This window comes from Deltaproteobacteria bacterium, from assembly GCA_016875225.1.
Lineage (GTDB): Bacteria > Myxococcota_A > UBA9160 > SZUA-336 > SZUA-336 > VGRW01.
Map to the genome: position 1 here is coordinate 1 of VGRW01000010.1, position 17995 is coordinate 17995.

Below are 17995 nucleotides of genomic sequence, written 5' to 3' on the forward strand. Positions count from 1 at the left end.
GGCTGACCCCCGGCTAATGCGCGAACGAGGCGGCGGCGTCGCTGGCGAGCTGGAGCACGTTCACGTCGGCCATCTGCAGCAGGGCGGAGAGGCCGGGGAGCGCGTCGTGCGGGAGCAGGCCGAGCAGGAGCACGGCGGCGGCGCAGGCGCACAGGGCCAGGCCCTCGAAGAAGGTGGCCTTGCCGGGCTGGGCGTCGTCGCGCGGCGGGTAGAAGTACATGGTGGCGGGGATGCGCAGGTAGTAGCCGAGCGAGATGGCGGAGTTCAGCACCGCGATCACGACCAGCCAGACCAGCGACGAGCTTCCGGTGGCCAGGCCGCTCTGCACCGCGGCGCTGAAGACCAGGAACTTGCCGATGAAGCCGGCGGTGCCGGGCATGCCGAGCAGCGAGAACATGCAGATCGACATGGCGGCCGCGAGCGCGGGGCGGGTCTGCGCCAGGCCCGAGAGATCGTCGATGCGATCGAGCTCCGCGCCGTCGCGCGTCAGCACCGAGACCACCGTGAACGCGCCGATCGTCATGAACGTGTAGGTCAGCAGGTAGACCAGCACGGACTGCACGCCCGGCTCGCCGCCCGCGATCACGCCCACCAGCAGGTAGCCGGCGTGCGCGATGCTCGAGTACGCGAGCATGCGCTTGGTGTTGCGCTGGATCAGCGCCATCACGTTCCCGACCGTCATCGAGAGCGCGGCGAGCACCCAGAGCACGCCGTAGACCGACTCGGAGACGGGCGCGAGCCCGACGTTCAGCACGCGGAGCAGCGCGCCGAACGCGGCGACCTTGACGGCCGTCGCCATGAAGGCGGAGACCGTCGTGGGCGCGCCCTCGTAGGTGTCGGGCGCCCACTGGTGGAACGGCACCGACGAGATCTTGAAGCCGAGCCCGATCAGCACCAGGCCCGCGCCGACCAGGTCGAGCGCGTTCTCGGGATCGAAGCTGGTGGCGATCTCGGAAAGCTCCAGCGACCCCGTCGCGCCGTAGAGCAGCGACGAGCCGTAGAGCAGGATGCCGGACGCGAACGAGCCTATCAGGAAGTACTTCACCGCCGATTCGTTCGAGCGCAGCGACGCGCGCCGGAAGCCGGCGAGCGCGTAGACCGGAATGCTCATCAGCTCGAGCGCCAGGAACAGCATGATCAGGTCGCTGGCCGCGACCAGGAACATCATCCCCGTCACCGACGAGAGCACGAGCACGTAGAACTCGCCCCAGTTGGAGTGGATGTGCTCGAGGTACCGCGCGGATGCGAGCACCGTGAGCATGCCGCCGATCAGCACGATCGACATCAGGAACAGCGCCACGCCGTCCATCTTCACCATCTCGAAGTCGGGATTGAAGACGCGCGGCGGAGCCGAGAAGGCGTTCAGCGTGAGCAGGAGCGACGCGGCCAGGAACAGGACGCTCGCGCTGGCCAGGTAGGTGCCGCGGCGCGCGGCCGAGACGCGCTGGCCGAGCAGCTCGGGCGTGGCGCGGAGCGCGGTGTCGAGCATGGGAAGGCAGAGCACGCCCAGCGCCACCGGGATCATCGGCGCGACGGCGGCAACGTCGATCGCGGGAATCATCGCGACGTCTCCAGCTCGGCTTCGGCCGCGAGTCTCGGCTCGTCGGCCGCGTCCCTGCCCTGCCACGCCGCCAGGTCCGCGCCGCGCCGGGTCATGGTCTCGAGCAGCTCGGTCACCGCGCGGTCCATCGGGTTGGTGAACGTGGACGGGTGCACGCCGATCCAGATCATCGGGATCACCAGCGCCACCGCGACCAGCTTCTCGCGCAGGCCCAGGTCGACCAGCGTCTTGTTCGCCTCGTTCGCGAGCGGCCCGAAGAAGACGCGGCGCATCGCCCAGAGCATGTAGACCGCGGAGAGGATCACGCCCGAGGTCGCGATCACCGTCGCGCCGGGCAGAGTCTGGAACGCGCCGAGCAGGATCAGGAACTCGCCGACGAATCCGTTCAGGCCGGGAAGCCCGACCGAGCTGAACGTGGCGATCGCGAAGAACGCTGCAAAGACCGGCATCGCCTGCGCCAGGCCGCCGAACGCGTCGAGCTCGCGCACGTGGCGGCGCTCGTAGATCATTCCGACCAGGATGAAGAGCGCCCCGGTCGAGACGCCGTGGCTCACCATCTGCAGCACCGCGCCCGAGACGCCCTGCGGGTTCAACGCGAAGAGCCCGAGCACGATGAAGCCCATGTGCGAGACCGACGAGTACGCGACCAACTTCTTCAGGTCGCTCTGCACCCAGGCGACGAGCGCCCCGTACACGATGCCGATCACCGCGAGCCCCACGATCCAGGGCGCGAAGTCGAGCGCGGCCTGCGGGAAGAGCGGCAGCGCGTAGCGCACGAAGCCGAACGTGCCGAGCTTCAGCAGCACGCCCGCGAGCACCGCGGAGCCGGGCGTCGGAGCTTCGACGTGCGCGTCGGGTAGCCAGGTGTGGAACGGGAACATCGGCACCTTGATCGCGAACGCGAGTGCGAAGACGCCGAACAGGAAGCCCTGCCGCTGCCACCACGGACCGCCCGCGTTCGGGATCGACAGATCGAGGATGCCGGTGCCGCCGTTTGCGCCGTAGTACTCGAAGCTCGGCGAGCCGAACTGGCTCTGGTGCAGCCAGGCCAGCACGAGGATGCCGACCAGCATCAGCAGGCTGCCGACCATCGTGTAGATGAAGAACTTCAGCGTCGCGTAGATGCGCCGCGGCCCGCCCCAGATGCCGATCACGAAGTACATCGGGATCAGCATCAGCTCCCAGAACACGTAGAAGAGGAACAGGTTCAGCGCGAGGAACGCGCCGAGCATTCCGGTCTGCAGCGCGAGCATGAAGAACAGGTACGACTTCACGCGCGCGTGGATGTCGGTCCACGAGGCGAGCAGCACGACCGGCAGCAGGAAGCTCGTGAGCGCGACCAGGAGCAGCGCGATCCCGTCGATGCCGAGCGAGTAGTGGATGCCCCAGCTCGGGATCCACTCCGCGCGCTCCACCAGCTGCATTCCGCTCGACGCGGGGTCGAAGCGCTGCCAGAGCGCGAGCGCGAGCAACAGCCCCACCAGCGACGACGCGAGCGCCGTGTAGCGCCAGATCGTCTCCGGCAGGCGGAACAGGCCGTCGGCCAGCGCGAGCAGGAGCACCGTGGCCAGCGGCAGGAAGACGATCGCCGAGAGCAGGTGGTCGGCGAGAAGCGTGTCGAGGCTCGTCGCCATCAGCTTCCCCGCACCAGCCAGGCGACCAGAAGCACGCCGCCGAGAAGCATCGCGACCAGGTACGACTGCGCGAAGCCGCTCTGCAGGTACTTGAGCGCGCCGTCGGCGCTGGCGCGCACCAGCTTCGCGGTGCCGTTCACGGCCAGGCCGTCGATCAGGCCCTGGTCCACGCCGCGCGAGAGCAGGCTGCTCGAGAGCGCGCGCAGCGGGCGCACGATCGCGGCGTCGTAGAGCTCGTCGATGCGGTACTTGTCGCGCACCAGCGCGTAGAGCGGGCGGATCGCGGCGGCGAGCTTGGCCGCGAGGTCGCGGCGCCAGAAGTACATGACGGTCGCGAGCGCGATCCCGGCCAGGCCCACGCACGTGGTGAGCGCGGCGAGCCGGAACTCGGTCGCGTGCGAGATCTCGTGCTCGGCCGAGTGCACCACCGGCTGCAGGAAGTGGTGCAGGCTGTTCGAGCGCTGCACGCCGAACAGATCGCCGTACGCGTCGGGCAGGCCGAAGAAGCCGCCGATCACCGAGAAGAGCGCGAGCACGCAGAGCGGCACCAGCACCCACTTTCCCGACTCGTGGATGCTCGCCTGCGTGTGGTGATCGGCGCGGCTCTCTCCGCTCCACACCAGGAAGTAGAGCCGGAACATGTAGAACGCGGTCAGGAACGCGGTCGCCATGCCGATCGCCCAGAGCGCCTGGTGGCCCGGAATGGCGTGCGCCTGGTTCGCGGCGAGGAGGATCTCGTCCTTCGAGAAGAAGCCCGAGAACGGCGGCACGCCCGCGATCGCGATCACGCCGACCAGGAACGTCGCCCAGGTCACCGGCATGCGGCGGCGCAGCCCGCCCATCTTGGTGATGTCCTGCTGGTGGTGCATGCCGAGAATCACCGAGCCCGCGCCCAGGAAGAGCAGCGCCTTGAAGAACGCGTGCGTCATCACGTGGAAGATCGCCGCGCTGTAGGCCGCGACGCCGGCGGCCAGGAACATGTAGCCGAGCTGGCTCACGGTCGAGTACGCGAGCACCTTCTTGATGTCGGTCTGCGCGAGCCCGATCGTGGCGGCGAAGAACGCGGTGAGCGCGCCCGTCCACGCGACCGTCGCCTGCGCGCCGGGCGCGAGCGAATACGCGAACGACATGCGGCAGACCATGTACACGCCGGCCGTCACCATGGTCGCGGCGTGGATCAGCGCGGAGACGGGCGTCGGCCCGGCCATCGCGTCGGGAAGCCAGACGTAGAGGGGGATCTGCGCGGATTTTCCGCACGCGCCGACGAACAGGCACAGGCACGCGAGCGTGAGCAGCCCCCAGGTCGGGAAGCCCGGCAGGAACGAGAGCCAGCCGGGAAGCGCGACCGTGCGCTCCGCGAGCAGGCCGACGTTCGCAGACATCTCGCGGAACTCGACCGTGGGCAGGCCCGCCTGCGCGAAGGACCAGAACAGCAGGAAGATGCCGAGCAGGAAGCCGAAGTCGCCGATCCGGTTCACCACGAACGCCTTCTGGCCGGCGGCGGCATTCGCGTCGTCCAGGTACCAGAACCCGATCAGAAGATAGGAGCAGACGCCGACGCCCTCCCAGCCGACGAACATGACCAGCAGGTTGTCGCCGAGGATCAGCATCAGCATCGAGAACGTGAACAGGTTCAAGTAGGCGAAGAAGCGCTGGAAGCCGCGGTCCTCGCGGTGGTCGTCGTCCATGTAGCCGACCGAGTAGATGTGGATCAGCGAGCCGACGCCCGTGACGACAAGCACCATCACGGCCGAGAGCGGGTCGAGCAGGAACGCGAGCTCCGCGTGGAAGTCGCCCGCGGAGATCCACGTGTACAGGTTGTCGCTGTAGTACGGGGCGTCGGGCGGCAGCGCGGTCTCGAGCGCGAGCTTGAAGACCTGCACCACCGCGATCGCGAACGACGCGATCGGCGCGCCGCAGGCCAGCGCGATCACCGCCACGCGCGGCAGCGCGCGCCGGCCGAAGACGAGCCAGGCCCCGGAGAGCGCCGCCGCGATCAGCGGCAGCAGCGGGATCCAGCGAAGCGCGGTGTTCTCGTGCTCGGTCACGTCTTCCCTACCACTTCATCTGGCTGGTGTCTTCGATGTTCACGGTGTCGCGGTTGCGCACCAGGCTGATGATGATGGCCAGCCCCACGGCGACCTCGACGGCCGCCACCACCATGACGATGAACGCCAGGATCTGCCCCTGGTCGTTGCCGATCTCGCGGCTGAACGCGACCAGCGACAGGTTCGCGGCGTTCAGCATCAGCTCGATCGACATGAACATCACGATCATGTTCCGGCGCAGCATCACGCCGAGCGCGCCGATCGCGAAGATCAGCGCGGCGACGACCTGGAAGTGGAACGGCAGCACGTCGCCCATCAGTCGATCTTCTTCTTGGCCAGCACGACCGCGGCGATGATCCCCGCCAGAAGCAGCACGCCGGCGACCTGGACCGAGAGCACGTAGTCGGTGTAGAGCGCCTCGCCGATCGCGCGCGTCGTGCCGTAGGTCGGGTCGACCTCGGGCCAGGGCGCGCGGCTCGCGGCCAGCCGGCGCACGAGCCAGAGCACCGCCCCGACGGCGACGACCGCGCCCGCGGCCTTTCCGATCGGACGGCTCTCCGCGCTGCCCGCGCCGCTGCCGCGCAGGTTCAGCAGCATGATCACGAACAGGAACAGAACGACGATCGCGCCGGCGTAGACCATCACCTGGATCAGCCCGACGAACTGCGCTTCGAGCAGCACGTACAGGCCGGCGAGCGCGAGCATCGACAGGACCAGCGACAGCGCCGAGTTGATCGGGCTGCGCAGGCTGCCGACCACGCCGAGCGCCGAGCCGACCGCCATGACCGAGAAGATCCAGAACAGCGCCGTGCGCATCAGCGCGTGACCTCCTGCACGATCAGGATCCCGAACGCGGTGATCACGATGTTCGCCAGCGACAGCGGCAGCAGGATCTTCCAGCCCAGGTTCATGACCTGGTCGTAGCGGAAGCGCGGCATGCTCCAGCGGATCAGCATCTGGAACCAGATCAGGGCGACGACCTTGATCAGGAACACGTGCACCGCGAGCACCATCGCGATCAGGTTCGCCATGTTCTCGCCGAACGACGGAGTGAGCGCCGAGATCATCCCGCTCTCGGAGACCCACGGCAGCGACCAGCCGCCCAGGAACATCGCCGTGAGCAGCGCCGAGATGACCACGACCTCGATCCACTCGCCCATCATGTACAGGCCGAACTTCATGCCCGAGTACTCGATGAAGTAGCCGGCCACGATCTCCGACTCGCCCTCGGGCGTGTCGAACGGCGCGCGCTTGTTCTCGGCCATGAGCGCGGTCAGGAACATGAAGAAGGGCAGCGGCTGCAGCACGATCCCCCACATCGGGATCCGGATCCACTCGAGCCACGCGGTTCCGGCGGAGACCAGATCCAGGTGCTCGAGGAAGCCGAACAGCCGGAACGTCTCCTGCTGCATCACGCCGATCTCGGTCAGCCGCAGCGTGCCGAAGATCATGAACAGCCCGACGACGGTGATGCCCAGCGCGACCTCGTACGAGATCATCTGCGCCGAGACGCGGATCGAGCCGAGCATTCCAAAGTTGTTGTTGCCGGCCCAGCCGGCCAGCATGGAGCCATAGGTCGCGATCGAGCCGATCGCGAACACGTACAACACGCCGTAGTCCAGGTCCGCGACGCAGAGCGAGACGTTCGCGCCCCACATCTGGTACGTGCCGCCGTACGGGATCACCGCGAAGCTGATGATCGCGGGCACCACGGCGATGAACGGGCTCACCAGGTGCAGGAAGCGGTGCGCGCCCGTCGGCACCATGTCTTCCTTCATGATCATCTTGATCGCGTCGGCGAGCGGGTGGATCAGGCCGAGCGCCTTGATCCCGAACACCTCGGCGCGGTTCGCGCCGATGCGGTTCTGCATCAGCGCGCTCTGCTTGCGCTCGACCCAGGTCATGATCGGCGAGAAGACCAGCAGCACGAGCACGAACAGGAACAGCGCGACGAAGACGGTGGAGGTCTCCATCTACGCGATCCCCGCGGCCGCGGCGATCTGCGCCAGAGCGTCGGACTCGGACCAGGCCTCGATCGTGGGCTCGACGACGGCCGAGAACGACTGAACCAGCCCGCGGCTGTTCGTGAACGCGCCCGACTTCTCGAGGAACGTGCGCGCGGGCAGCGCCACCGTCGCGCGCGCCGAGAGCGCGGACTCGTGCGTGTCGATCAGCACGATGTTTCGCACGTCGCCGAAGACCTCGGCGGTGAGCGTGTGCCCGAGCACCAGCGCCAGGTCCGCGCGGCCGAGCTGCTCGTTCGACTCGACCATGCCCAGCGCGCGACAGCCGGCGGCGTTCGGCGCCTTCTCGGCCTCGATCAGGATCGCGTCCGACTCCCCGCGCGGCACCGAGAAGCGCGCCGGCCCCGCGCCGAGCGCCGCGAGCAGATCGCGAAACGCCGCGAGGTCCGCGTTCGACGCGAACGGAGACGCCACGCCGACGATCTTTCCCTTCGCATCGAGCGCCGCGCGCACGAGCTCTCCGGCGCGCTTCACCGCGTCGGTGTAGCTCGCCTCGCGCCCGTCGGCGCGCGGGGCGGTGAGGCGCCCGGTCGAGTTCTTCTTGTACGACATGCGCCCGTGGTCGCAGATCCAGGTGTCGTTCACTGCGTCGTTCCGGCGCGGCAGGAAGCGGTAGACCTTGTTGTTCGAGCGCGACGCCAGGATGTTGCAGCCGCGCGAGCACTGGTTGCAGACGCTCTCGACGTCGTCCGTGAACCAGACGCGGATCTTGAAGCGGAAGTCGCGCGTGGTGAGCGCACCCACCGGGCAGATGTCGGCCACGTTCATCGAGTAGGGGTTGTCGAGCTCGCTTCCCGGAAAGAGCTCGAGCAGCGACTCGTCGCCGCGGTTCACGACGCCTAGCTCGCCCGTCTTGGGAATCTCGCGGCAGAAGCGCACGCAGCGCCGGCACAGGATGCAGCGCTCCTGGTCGAAGACGATCGTCGGACCCAGGTCCACCGCCTTCTTCGCCGGGCGGCGCGGCTCGGTCGTGCGCGCGGCCGGCACGCCCCAGTCGAAGGCGTGGTCCTGCAGCTTGCACTCGCCGGCCTGGTCGCAGATCGGGCAGTCGAGCGGGTGGTTGATGAGCAGCAGCTCCATCACACCGCGACGCGCAGCGATCACGCGGTCGCTCTTGGTGTGGACCTTCATGCCGTTCGCGACCGGCGTGTTGCAGGCGATCTGCAGCTTCGGCACGCCCTCGATCTCGACCTGACAGAGCCGGCAGGAGCCGTCGACGCTGAGCTTGGGGTGCCAGCAGTAGTGCGGAACCTCGACGCCGTTCCCGAGCAGGCCCAGATCGTCCAGCACCTGCAGGATCGTGCGGCCCTCCGGCACCTCGTACTCGACCGAGTCGATCGCGATCTTCGGCATGGCTAGAGCTCGAAGCTTTCGGGGAACGGGCACTTCTGCTCGCGCAGGTGCGCTTCGAAGTCGTCCCGGAAGTGCCTCAGCAGGCCCTGGATCGGCCAGGCCGCGGCGTCGGCGAAGGCGCAGATCGTCTGGCCCTCCATGAGCTTGGGCACGTCGGAGAGCAGCGCGAGGTCCGCGTCGCTCGCGCGGCCGCGCTCGATCTTCTGGCAGAGCTTGTGCACCCAGGCGGTGCCCTCGCGGCACTGCGTGCACTGGCCGCAGGACTCGTCGCGGAAGAAGTACGAGACCACCGTCGCCACGCGCACCATGCAGACGCTCTCGTCCATGACCATGACGCCGCCGGTGCCCAGATGCGTTCCGCGCTGCGACAGGAACTCCTCCGCCATGGGCACCTCGAGCTCGCTCGGCGGCAGCACCGGCATCGAGAGCCCGCCCGGCATCACGCCCTTCAGTCTGCGGCCGCCGCGAACGCCGCCCGCGTGCCCGAGCACCTCGCGCAGCGGCGTGCCGAGCGGCAGCTCGAACAGGCCCGGCCGCTCGACGTGGCCGCTCACACCGAAGAGTGTCGTGCCGGGGCTCTTCTCGGTGCCGCGGCTCTTGAACCACTCGACCCCGCGATCGAGGATGAACGGCACGTGCGCGAACGTCTCGATGTTGTTCACCGTCGTCGGCAGACCGAACGCGCCGTGCTGCGCCGGGAACGGCGGCTTCTTGCGCGGCTGGCCCTTCTTTCCCTCGAGCGATTCGAGCAGGCCCGTCTCTTCGCCGCAGATGTACGCGCCGGCGCCGGAGTGGACCACGATGTCGAGGTCGAAGCCCTTCACGCCGAAGGTGCTCTTGCCCAGGCGCTTCTTGCCGTAGAGCTCCTTCACCGCGGCTTCGAGCGTGCGGATCGCCCTGGTGTACTCGCCGCGCACGTAGATGTACGCGCGTTGCGCGCCCATCGCCCACGCGCCGATGATGATCCCCTCGAGCACCTCGAAGGGGCCGCGCTCCATGATCATGCGGTCCTTGAACGAGCCCGGCTCGGACTCGTCGCCGTTCACGACGATCACCTTCATGCGCTCGTTCGTCTTGGGCATGAAGCTCCACTTCAGCCCGGTGGCGAAGCCGGCTCCGCCGCGGCCGCGCAGACCCGACGCCTTCACGATCTCGACCACCTGCTCGGGCGTCTGCGCCAGCGCCTTGCGCAGCCCCGCAAAGCCCCCCTTCGCCTCGTAGCCGGCGAGCGTCTGGAACGAATCGTCGCCGTAGTGCTCCGACAGGTAGTTCTTCACGTACGGCTCGACGTTCACGACCTACTCCAGCCCGTCGATGATGCGCCGCGCGGCTTCGAAATCGAGATTCTCGTGGTACGTGCCGTCGACGCTCATCATCGGCGCGGTTCCGCAGGAGCCCAGACACTCCTCGTGGCAGATCGTGACCCGACCGTCCGCGGTCGTTCCGCCGCCGTGCACGCCCAGGTGCGCCTCGAGCTGCCTCAGCAGAGTGCGCGAGCCGCGCAGGCTGCAGGGCAGGTTCGTGCACACGTAGACGTGATGACGACCCTGCGGCTCGGTGTAGAACATGTTGTAGAAGGACAGCACCTCCAGGACCTGGATCGGCTGCAGCTCGAAGAGCGCCGCGAGCTCGCGCGTGCCTTCGGCGTCGACGTGCCCCTTCTCTCGCTGCAACAGGTAGATCGCGGGAAGCAGCGCGCCGCGCTTCTGCGGATAGCGCTCGAAGAGCGACTCGATCTCGGCGCGGGTCTCGGCCTTCATCTCGCTAGTCCCACTCGAGGCCGCCGCGCAGCCACTCGTAGGCGAGCCCGACCACCAGGATTGCGAGGAACGGCGTCATCACCGCGAGCCCGTACCAGCCCAGATCCTTGAACACCACCGCCCACGGAAACAGGAACACCAGCTCGACGTCGAAGATGATGAAAGAGACGGCCACCATGTAGAACTTCACGCTGAAGCGCTGGTTCGGTGACACGAGCTGGTGTTCACCGCACTCGAACGGCTCCTGCTTCTCCGCGAAGACGAGCTTCGGTCCCAGCAGCGTCGTCGCTGCCAGGAACCCGATCACGGCCAGCGAGCCGAGCAGGGCGAAGAGCCCGAGACCGGCGTATTCCCCCATCGGACCCCCCGAGACTCCCCCGCGAATTCCCTCGAAACTACCCGAATTTCCTGGTAAAAGGCGGCGCAAGCGTAGAAGGCGGCCCGCGCACTGTCAACCGGATGAAGGCGCGTCTATGCTTGGCGAATGAGCGTCGAGAACCCGGTCCGCTGTGCAGTCCTCGGCGCGGGCAGCTTCGGCACCTGCCTTGCGATCCTGCTCGCCGAGAAAGGTCACCAGGTCGACCTCTGGGCGCGCGACGCCCAGCTGGTCGACGCGATCGAGAAGGCGCGGCGCAATCCGCGCTACCTGACCGACTTCACGTTGCCTGATGCGATTCGCCCCACTACGTCGCTGTCGCAGGCGCTCGACGACAAGGAGCTCGTGATCTCGGTCGTGCCGAGCCACGCGGTGCGCGAGGTCTGGGGAAAGGGGCGCGAGCTGGTCCGCCCCGACGCCCTGATCGTCTCCGCGTCGAAGGGAATCGAGGTCGGGTCGGGCAAGCTCGTCTCCGAGATCCTGATGGAGACGCTGCCGCGCGAGATGCACGACCGGCTCTGCTTCCTGTCCGGGCCGAGCTTCGCCAAGGAGATCGCCGAGCGTCGGCCGACCGCGGTTTCGCTGGCGGCGCGAAACGAGACCTACGCGATCGCGGCCCAGACTCTGATCTCGTCGCCGGAGTTCCGCTGCTACACGACCGGCGACGTGGTCGGCGTGGAGCTCGGCGGGGCGCTGAAGAACGTGATCGCGATCGCGATCGGCGTGGCCGACGGCCTGGAGGCCGGTCTGAACTCGCGCGCCGCGCTGATCACCCGCGGCCTGGCCGAGATCACCCGGCTCGGTGTGGCGATGGGCGCCAATCCGGTGACCTTTCTCGGTCTCTCTGGAGTCGGCGACTTGGTGCTCACCTGCACGGGGGATCTGTCGCGAAATCGCCGCGTCGGCCTGGAGATCGGGCGCGGCAAGACCGTCGACGAGGTCCTCGGCGGACTCACCCAGGTGGCCGAGGGCGTGCGCACCGCGCGCTCCGCCTACGAGCTGGCGCAGAAGCTCGGCGTCGACATGCCGATCACCACCGGGGTGTACCTGCTGCTCTTCGAGGGCAAGAACCCGGTCGAGGCGGGGATCGAGCTGCGCTCGCGCCAGCTGAAGAGCGAATACGAGTAGTGCGGATGACGACCCGGCCCGCGCGGCTCTGCCTGGCTCTGCTCGCGCTGGTCGCGCTCGCGGGCTGCGGGCCGAAGTTCGTGCGCGAGCGCGTCTACGACAAGCCGAACATGCGCGTCGAGCTGCGTCATCAGAAGTCGGGCGACGCGCCGGTCGCGCGCGGCTACTCCCACCCGGTCACGATCGCCGACGTGCGCATCGCGCACATCCTCGCGAGCCTGTCCTACGAGGACGACGAGGGCAACCGCAAGCCCGCGATCCGCTCGCAGTTCGTCTACGAGCTCGGCGACGCGATCTCGGCCGCGCTCGCGAAGGCCGGGCCGGACGACGAGGTCGCCGCCGCGGTCTTCCCCGAGGACCGCAGGCTGCAGATCTTCACCGACACGCGCGTCACCGCGTTCCGCCTCTTCGTGCAGGGCGAGCAGATGCGCGTCGAGTTCTACGCGCTCGAGCAGGCGCTGGAGCCCGACGCGCGGCGCGCCGGCCCGCGCGAGTACGAGATCCCGACCGCGCTGCCGACACTGGAGCCGCGCTTCAAGCTCAGCATCGGACAGGCGCAGCGGAAGCTCGGCCCGCGCGGGATCGAGGTCGCCTGGCGCGACGCGTACTTCCGAAGACCGGTGAGCCTGTCGTTCCGCCAGGGAGAGGCGCGGCGCCGCACGGTGCTGATGGAGCTTCCGCCGGAGGCGGATCCCGCCGCGTCGCCCGACGCGCCGCTCCCGGGGAATCTGTCCGACGCGCAGCTGCGCGCCCTGGACGAGCTCGACTCCAGCCGCCGCAGCGGGCTGATCACCGAGTCCGAATACCAGCGCCGCCGCAAGCTCGTGCTCGAGAACGCGCTCGACGAGGCCGGCTACGGAAGCCAGCCGAGATGAGCGAGCGCTTCGACTTCCATACTCATACCGTCGCGTCGGATGGAGCGCTCTCACCGACCGAGCTGGTGCGCCGTGCTGCCGCGAATCGCGTCACGGCCTTCGCGCTCACCGATCACGATACGATCGAAGGCATCGCCGAGGCGCAGCAGGAAGGGCTGCGGCTCGGCGTCGAAGTGATCGCCGGGATCGAGCTCTCCGTGAACGACCGCGACGGCACGCGCTCGCTGCACGTGCTCGGATTGGGGATCTCGCCCGACGACGAGCGACTGCGCGCACGGCTCGACCTGGCGCGTCATGGCCGGCAGAGCCGCGCGGCGCGAATGGTCGCCCGGCTGCGCGCGATCGGGATCGGAATCGAGTACGCGCGCGTGGACGAGATCGCCACCGGCGGCTCGGTCGGCCGGCCACACGTCGCACGCGCGCTGGTCGAGCTCGGAGTCTGCGCCGACGCGGACGAGGCGTTCGTGAAGTACCTGCGGCGCGGCCGTCCGGGCTACGAGCCGAACGACGCGCTCTCCGCGGACGAGGCGATCGATCTCGTGCACGGCGCGGGCGGAGTCGCGGTGCTCGCGCACCCGCCGCTCTCGGGCGGCGTGGATCGGCCGGGCGGGATCGAGGCCTTCGTCGAGCGCCTCCTCCCCGACGGTCTCGACGGTCTCGAGATCTGGCATCCGGGTCACCGGCCGGGTCAGATCAAGCGACTGCGCCGTCTCGCACGCGAGCATCAGCTGCTCGAGACCGGCGGCAGTGACTTCCACGGCGACGAGCGGCCCGCCATCGAGATAGGCCGGGGACGTGCCGGCGGCCTGCACATCGGCCGCCCCTTCTACGACGCCCTGATGGCTCGGCTCGAGACGAGGCGAGGCGCTCGCGAATTGAACTTCCCCGGAGCCGAGAGTAACCTCGGCCGCCCCTCATGAGCAGTGAGCGCGACAAGACCGGGCAGTCCACGCGCGCGGTCCACGCGGGTGAGCGCGGTCCGCGGCCACGCGTCGGCGATTCGATCACGGTTCCGATCGTGCAGAGCGCGACCTACTGGTTCCGCGACACCCAGGAGGTGATCGCCTACCAGGAAGGCCGGCACGCGAGCTTCGAGTACGGGCGCTACGGCAATCCCACCACGCGCGCGCTCGAGGAGAAGCTGGCCGGGCTCGAGGGCGGCGAGGACTGCGTCGTCTCGGCGTCGGGGATGAACTCCGTCACGACGCTCCTGCTCGCGCTGATGCCGCAGAACGGCCACCTCGTGACGACCCACGACTGCTACCGGCGCACGCGTCAATTCATGCAGACGCTGCTGCCGAAGATGGGCATCCGCACCACCGTCGTGGACCCGTCCGACCTGGCCGGGATCGAGCGCGCGCTCGACGCGGGCGCCACGCTGTTCTTCTCCGAGTCCCCGACCAATCCCTACCTGCGCGTCGTCGACATCCCGCGCGTGGCCGAGCTGTGTCGCGATCGCGGCGCGATCAGCGTGATCGACTCCACGTTCGCCACGCCGGTGAACCAGCAGGCGCTCTCGTTCGGCGCGGATCTGGTGCTGCACTCCGCGACGAAGTACCTCGGCGGGCACAACGACGTGCTCGGGGGCGCGCTGGTCGGACGCGCCGATCTGATCCGGACCATCCGCGACCTGCACGGCGTGCTCGGCGGCGTGATCGACCCGCACACGTCCTATCTGATCCTGCGCGGCGTCAAGACGTTGGCGCTCCGCGTCGAGCGCGCGAACCGCAATGCGGAAGCCATCTCGCGCTTTCTCGAGCAGCACCGCCGGGGGGAGCGCGTCCACTACCCGGGCCTCGAGAGCCACCGCGACCACGCGGTCGCGAAGCGCCTGATGAAGGGCTTCGGCGGCGTGATCAGCTTCGAGGTGCGCGGGTCGCTGGAGACCGCGTCGAAGTTCATCGACGCGCTGCGCATTCCGTACATCGCGCCGAGCCTGGGCGGGGTCGAGTCGCTGGTCGAGCAGCCGACGGTGGTGTCGTACTGGGACAAGACGGTGGAGGAACGCGCCGCGCTCGGCATCCGCGACAACCTGGTTCGCTACTCCTGCGGAGTCGAAGACACCGACGACCTGATCCGCGACATCGAGCAGGCGCTCGACCGCGCTTAGGATCTAGAGCAGCACGCCGGTGGAGGCGCGCTCGAGCGCGAGCAGCCGACGCTTCACGTCGAGTCCGCCCGAGAATCCGCCGAGGCGTCCCTGCGCGGCAATGACGCGGTGGCACGGGACGAGGATCGGCACGGGATTGTTCCCGGTCGCGGTACCGACGGCGCGGACCGCGCGCGGCCGACCGGCAGCGTCGGCGATTCCTCCGTAGGTGCGCATCTCGCCGTACGGGATCGCCGCGATCTCGCGCCAGACCGAGAGCTGGAATTCGGTTCCGTGCAGATCGAGCGGCACTTCGAATTCGCGACGGCGTCCGCCGAAGTACTCGATCAGCTCCTGCGAGAGCTTGTCGAGCAGCGGCAGCCAGGGCACGCGCTCGGCATCCGCGAAGGAGCTGCGCAGCCAGCCGGCGAAGCCGGGACCGCTCGAGCGCGGCAGTCCGATCCGCGCGACACCGGCTTCCGACACCGCCAGACGCAGAGCGCCGATCGGCGTCTCGACCACCGCGGTCGCGAGCTTCACCCCCATCGCCGTCGAGCCTATCACCAACCGCGCGCGCCCCGCAGCTGTATTCGTCGCCCAGAAACAGGCCTGGGGGACAGCTCGCGCTGCCCCCCAGCCTTTACGTCCAACCTCTGGACCGAGAAACGACTTCGCTAGCCGCGGCGGCGCGTGGTGCGACCCGCCTTCTTGCGAGCCGTCGCTCCGCGGCGGGTCGACTTCTTCGCGCGCGCCGTCGTCTTGCGCGCCGTGCTCCGTCGCCGGGGAGCCGCGCGTCGCGCGGTCTTCTTGCGGCGACCGGCTCCGCCTCGCCGCGCCATCTTCGTGCGGCAGACATCGCCCTTCTTGTCGATGAAGTAGAGGAAGCCGTCCTCTCGCTTCACGCCGGCCTTTGCGACTTTCTCGGGCTTGTTGCGCGCCTGGCGTCCACCGCCGCGCGCCATGGCGACGCGAGAAACGTCACCCTGCTTGTCGAGATAGTAGAGAAAGCCGGCTTCACGCTTCACGCCGACCGTTGCCACTTTGCTTGCTGCCATCGTTCCCCCCACACGTTCCGGTTACGGAACGGCGCAAGGGTATGGAACGAAATCCGAGCTTGTAAAGGCCTGAAGGCCGGAATTTGCGCTTTTTCTCGTCGCTGAGCGCTTCACGCGAGGCGGAGATTCCGACGGATTCGAGCGAGTGGCTCGTCGGTGGAGGGCACGAACTCGCGGCCGGTGATGCGCTCGAAGGTCTCGATGTAGCGGCGCGCCGCTTCGCAGCGCACGTCGTCGGGCAGCGTCGGTGGCGGACCCTCGCCGCGGTACCCCTTTTCGACGAGCCAGCGGCGCACGTACTCCTTGTCGAGAGACTTCGGATCCTCGCCGCGATCGAACGCCTCGGTGTAGCCGTCGGCGTACCAGTAGCGCGACGAGTCGGGGGTGTGGATCTCGTCGATCACCACGAGCCGGCCGTCGGAATCCAGACCCAGCTCGTACTTGGTGTCGACGAGGATCAGCCCGCGCGTCGCCGCCCAGGCTTGACCGGCCGCGAAGAGCGTGGCCGCGATCCGCGCGCCCTCGTCGTAGTGAGCCTCCGAGATCACCCCGGAGGCGATCAGCTCCTCGCGGGACGTGAGCGCGTCGTGCTCGCCGTGCTCGGCCTTCGTCGTCGGCGTCAGCAGGGCCTCGGGCAGCCGCTGGTGCTTGCGCAGCCCGTCGGGCAGGCGGTGTCCGCAGTAGAGCCGCTCACCCGCCTCGTATGCGCGCCAGATCGACGTGCTCGACACGCCGGTCAGGTAGCCGCGGTAGACGAACTCGACCGGCAGCGGGCGACACTCCCTGGCGACGGTCACGCACGGGTCGGGCACCGAGAGGACGTGGTTGGGCGCGACCGACGCCGTCTTCTCGAACCAGAACTCGGCGATCTGGTTCAGCACCTGCCCCTTGAACGGGATCGTGCCGACGACCACGTCGAAGCAGCTGATCCGGTCGCTCGCAACCAGCGTGCGGCGGCCGGCTTCGACGTAGCAGTCGCGGACCTTGCCCTCGATGCGTCGGCCGAGCCCGACGAAGTCGGTCCGGCCGAGGGTGTGCTTGCACTGCCGGGCCAGAACGACCGGATCGATTCCCATGCGCTTCATCCCCCGAGAGCGCGATGACGGCGCTCCACTGCGTCTAGAACCTGCCGCTCCAGCACCACGCCGTCGAGGCGGTTGATCTCCTGGATTCCCGTGGGGCTGGTGACGTTGACCTCGGTCAGCCAGCGCCCGATCACGTCGATTCCCGCGAAGACGATCCCGAACTCGCGCAGCATCGGTCCGATCCGCGCGCAGATCTCGCGGTCGCGCGGCGTGAGCGCCGACTTCACCGCCGTTCCGCCGACATGGAAGTTCGCGCGCGTCTCCCAGTGCAGCGGCGTGCGCAGCACCGCACCGACCGGCTCGCCCTCGACCACGATGATGCGCTTGTCGCCGTCGCGGATCTCGGGCACGTAGGCCTGCGCGATCTGGAACGTGCTCCCGTGCCGGGTGCCGAGCTCGAGGATGGCCGTGACGTTGCGGTCCTCCGCGGTCAGGTGGAAGACACCCTCGCCACCGCAGCCGTCCAGCGGCTTGATCACCATCTCGCCGCCGAGCTTGCGCCGGAACTCGAGCAGCTCGGGAATGCTCCGGCTCACCAGGCTCTCGGGGCAGAGCTCGGGAAAGCGCAGGATGAACAGCTTCTCGGTCACCTCGCGCAGCCCTCGCGGCGCGTTCACGACCAGGGTGGTCGGCGGGACGAGGTCGAGTATGTGAGTGACGAAGAAGTAGTTCAGGTCGTACGGCGGGTCCTTGCGCATCCAGACCACGTCGAACTCGCCGAGCTCGCCCGCGCCGGGAGCGCCGAGCTCGAACCAGTCGCGACCCTCGCGAACGCGCGTCTCGACCCAGCGCGCGCGCGCCCCGCCGCCGGGTCCGATCGACAGCTCCGCCACGCCGCAGGTGGCGAGCGCGTGTCCGCGCCGCGACGCCTCGCGCATGAAGGCGACGCTGGTGTCCGCGTCGGGGTTCAAACCGGGCACCGGATCGACGATAAAGAGGTGCCGCATGCGGCGGATGCTAGGGTGGTCCGTCGCGCACTGTCAAAGGAACGACCTCTGCGGTAGGTT

General features: G+C 68.6%; 18 protein-coding genes. 4 read left to right on the forward strand and 14 right to left on the reverse strand.

Annotated elements, in window-relative coordinates; genetic code table 11:
• Positions 1-13: 13 nt before the first annotated feature.
• From FJ108_04380 to FJ108_04425, 10 genes are read right to left on the reverse strand one after another with little or no spacing between them, the layout of a single operon-like run.
• Positions 14-1561, reverse strand: coding sequence for an NADH-quinone oxidoreductase subunit N (locus FJ108_04380; protein ID MBM4335136.1), 1548 nt, complete (start codon positions 1559-1561; stop codon positions 14-16).
• Positions 1558-3195: an NADH-quinone oxidoreductase subunit M gene (locus tag FJ108_04385; GenBank protein ID MBM4335137.1), complete on the reverse strand. Its 1638-nt coding sequence runs from the start codon at positions 3193-3195 to the stop codon at positions 1558-1560. Before FJ108_04385 ends, FJ108_04380 begins: the two co-directional genes overlap by 4 nt.
• Positions 3195-5243, reverse strand: a complete 2049-nt coding sequence (gene nuoL / locus FJ108_04390; protein MBM4335138.1) for an NADH-quinone oxidoreductase subunit L — start codon at positions 5241-5243, stop codon at positions 3195-3197. Before nuoL ends, FJ108_04385 begins: the two co-directional genes overlap by 1 nt.
• 7 nt (positions 5244-5250) lie before the next feature.
• Entirely contained in the window at positions 5251-5550 is a 300-nt protein-coding gene (nuoK, locus tag FJ108_04395; GenBank protein MBM4335139.1) for an NADH-quinone oxidoreductase subunit NuoK, read from the reverse strand.
• A gap of 8 nt (positions 5551-5558) precedes the next feature.
• Positions 5559-6059: an NADH-quinone oxidoreductase subunit J gene (locus FJ108_04400; GenBank protein ID MBM4335140.1), complete on the reverse strand. Its 501-nt coding sequence runs from the start codon at positions 6057-6059 to the stop codon at positions 5559-5561.
• Positions 6059-7216, reverse strand: a complete 1158-nt coding sequence (locus FJ108_04405; protein MBM4335141.1) for an NADH-quinone oxidoreductase subunit H — start codon at positions 7214-7216, stop codon at positions 6059-6061. The genes FJ108_04400 and FJ108_04405 overlap by 1 nt, the downstream gene beginning before the upstream one ends.
• Positions 7217-8620, reverse strand: coding sequence for a 2Fe-2S iron-sulfur cluster binding domain-containing protein (locus FJ108_04410; GenBank protein ID MBM4335142.1), 1404 nt, complete (start codon positions 8618-8620; stop codon positions 7217-7219).
• Positions 8621-8622: 2 nt separating this feature from the next.
• Positions 8623-9897, reverse strand: a complete 1275-nt coding sequence (gene nuoF, locus FJ108_04415; GenBank protein ID MBM4335143.1) for an NADH-quinone oxidoreductase subunit NuoF — start codon at positions 9895-9897, stop codon at positions 8623-8625.
• A 21-nt stretch (positions 9898-9918) separates the two neighbouring features.
• Complete coding sequence (gene nuoE, locus FJ108_04420) at positions 9919-10380, reverse strand: NADH-quinone oxidoreductase subunit NuoE (protein ID MBM4335144.1); 462 nt, start codon at positions 10378-10380, stop codon at positions 9919-9921.
• 4 nt (positions 10381-10384) lie between these two features.
• On the reverse strand, positions 10385-10738 hold the full coding sequence (locus FJ108_04425; GenBank protein ID MBM4335145.1) for an NADH-quinone oxidoreductase subunit A: 354 nt from the start codon (positions 10736-10738) through the stop codon (positions 10385-10387).
• Between the two features lie 126 nt (positions 10739-10864).
• On the opposite strand from FJ108_04425, the gene FJ108_04430 reads away from it, so the two are divergent.
• The 4 genes from FJ108_04430 to FJ108_04445 are packed head-to-tail and all read left to right on the forward strand — an operon-like array spanning position 10865 to position 14869.
• Positions 10865-11884 (forward strand): NAD(P)-dependent glycerol-3-phosphate dehydrogenase, encoded by a 1020-nt coding sequence (locus FJ108_04430; GenBank protein MBM4335146.1) that lies wholly within the window; start codon positions 10865-10867, stop codon positions 11882-11884.
• A gap of 5 nt (positions 11885-11889) precedes the next feature.
• Complete coding sequence (locus tag FJ108_04435) at positions 11890-12759, forward strand: hypothetical protein (GenBank protein MBM4335147.1); 870 nt, start codon at positions 11890-11892, stop codon at positions 12757-12759.
• Complete coding sequence (locus FJ108_04440) at positions 12756-13679, forward strand: PHP domain-containing protein (protein ID MBM4335148.1); 924 nt, start codon at positions 12756-12758, stop codon at positions 13677-13679. Before FJ108_04435 ends, FJ108_04440 begins: the two co-directional genes overlap by 4 nt.
• Positions 13676-14869, forward strand: a complete 1194-nt coding sequence (locus FJ108_04445) for an aminotransferase class I/II-fold pyridoxal phosphate-dependent enzyme (protein ID MBM4335149.1) — start codon at positions 13676-13678, stop codon at positions 14867-14869. The genes FJ108_04440 and FJ108_04445 overlap by 4 nt, the downstream gene beginning before the upstream one ends.
• 3 nt (positions 14870-14872) lie before the next feature.
• Here FJ108_04445 and FJ108_04450 read toward each other — a convergent pair whose 3' ends face one another.
• The 4 genes from FJ108_04450 to gshB form a co-directional block, all read right to left on the reverse strand.
• Entirely contained in the window at positions 14873-15394 is a 522-nt protein-coding gene (locus FJ108_04450) for a methylated-DNA--[protein]-cysteine S-methyltransferase (GenBank protein MBM4335150.1), read from the reverse strand.
• Positions 15395-15522: 128 nt separating this feature from the next.
• Positions 15523-15888, reverse strand: coding sequence for an ATP-dependent acyl-CoA ligase (locus FJ108_04455; GenBank protein ID MBM4335151.1), 366 nt, complete (start codon positions 15886-15888; stop codon positions 15523-15525).
• Positions 15889-16013: 125 nt separating this feature from the next.
• Complete coding sequence (locus tag FJ108_04460; protein MBM4335152.1) at positions 16014-16979, reverse strand: phosphoribosylaminoimidazolesuccinocarboxamide synthase; 966 nt, start codon at positions 16977-16979, stop codon at positions 16014-16016.
• Between the two features lie 5 nt (positions 16980-16984).
• Positions 16985-17935, reverse strand: a complete 951-nt coding sequence (gene gshB, locus FJ108_04465) for a glutathione synthase (protein ID MBM4335153.1) — start codon at positions 17933-17935, stop codon at positions 16985-16987.
• Positions 17936-17995 lie beyond the last annotated feature (60 nt).

Excerpts from the sequence above, each read along its gene's own strand:
- FJ108_04380 (MBM4335136.1), bottom strand. The coding sequence starts at position 1,561 with ATGATTCCCGCGATCGACGTTGCCGCCGTCGCGCCGATGATCCCGGTG.
- FJ108_04385 (MBM4335137.1), bottom strand. The coding sequence starts at position 3,195 with ATGGCGACGAGCCTCGACACGCTTCTCGCCGACCACCTGCTCTCGGCG.
- FJ108_04400 (MBM4335140.1), bottom strand. The coding sequence starts at position 6,059 with ATGCGCACGGCGCTGTTCTGGATCTTCTCGGTCATGGCGGTCGGCTCG.
- FJ108_04405 (MBM4335141.1), bottom strand. The coding sequence starts at position 7,216 with ATGGAGACCTCCACCGTCTTCGTCGCGCTGTTCCTGTTCGTGCTCGTG.
- FJ108_04410 (MBM4335142.1), bottom strand. The coding sequence starts at position 8,620 with ATGCCGAAGATCGCGATCGACTCGGTCGAGTACGAGGTGCCGGAGGGC.
- nuoE (MBM4335144.1), bottom strand. The coding sequence starts at position 10,380 with ATGAAGGCCGAGACCCGCGCCGAGATCGAGTCGCTCTTCGAGCGCTAT.
- FJ108_04425 (MBM4335145.1), bottom strand. The coding sequence starts at position 10,738 with ATGGGGGAATACGCCGGTCTCGGGCTCTTCGCCCTGCTCGGCTCGCTG.
- FJ108_04430 (MBM4335146.1), top strand. The coding sequence starts at position 10,865 with ATGAGCGTCGAGAACCCGGTCCGCTGTGCAGTCCTCGGCGCGGGCAGC.
- FJ108_04435 (MBM4335147.1), top strand. The coding sequence starts at position 11,890 with ATGACGACCCGGCCCGCGCGGCTCTGCCTGGCTCTGCTCGCGCTGGTC.
- FJ108_04440 (MBM4335148.1), top strand. The coding sequence starts at position 12,756 with ATGAGCGAGCGCTTCGACTTCCATACTCATACCGTCGCGTCGGATGGA.
- FJ108_04445 (MBM4335149.1), top strand. The coding sequence starts at position 13,676 with ATGAGCAGTGAGCGCGACAAGACCGGGCAGTCCACGCGCGCGGTCCAC.
- FJ108_04450 (MBM4335150.1), bottom strand. The coding sequence starts at position 15,394 with ATGGGGGTGAAGCTCGCGACCGCGGTGGTCGAGACGCCGATCGGCGCT.
- FJ108_04460 (MBM4335152.1), bottom strand. The coding sequence starts at position 16,979 with ATGGGAATCGATCCGGTCGTTCTGGCCCGGCAGTGCAAGCACACCCTC.
- gshB (MBM4335153.1), bottom strand. The coding sequence starts at position 17,935 with ATGCGGCACCTCTTTATCGTCGATCCGGTGCCCGGTTTGAACCCCGAC.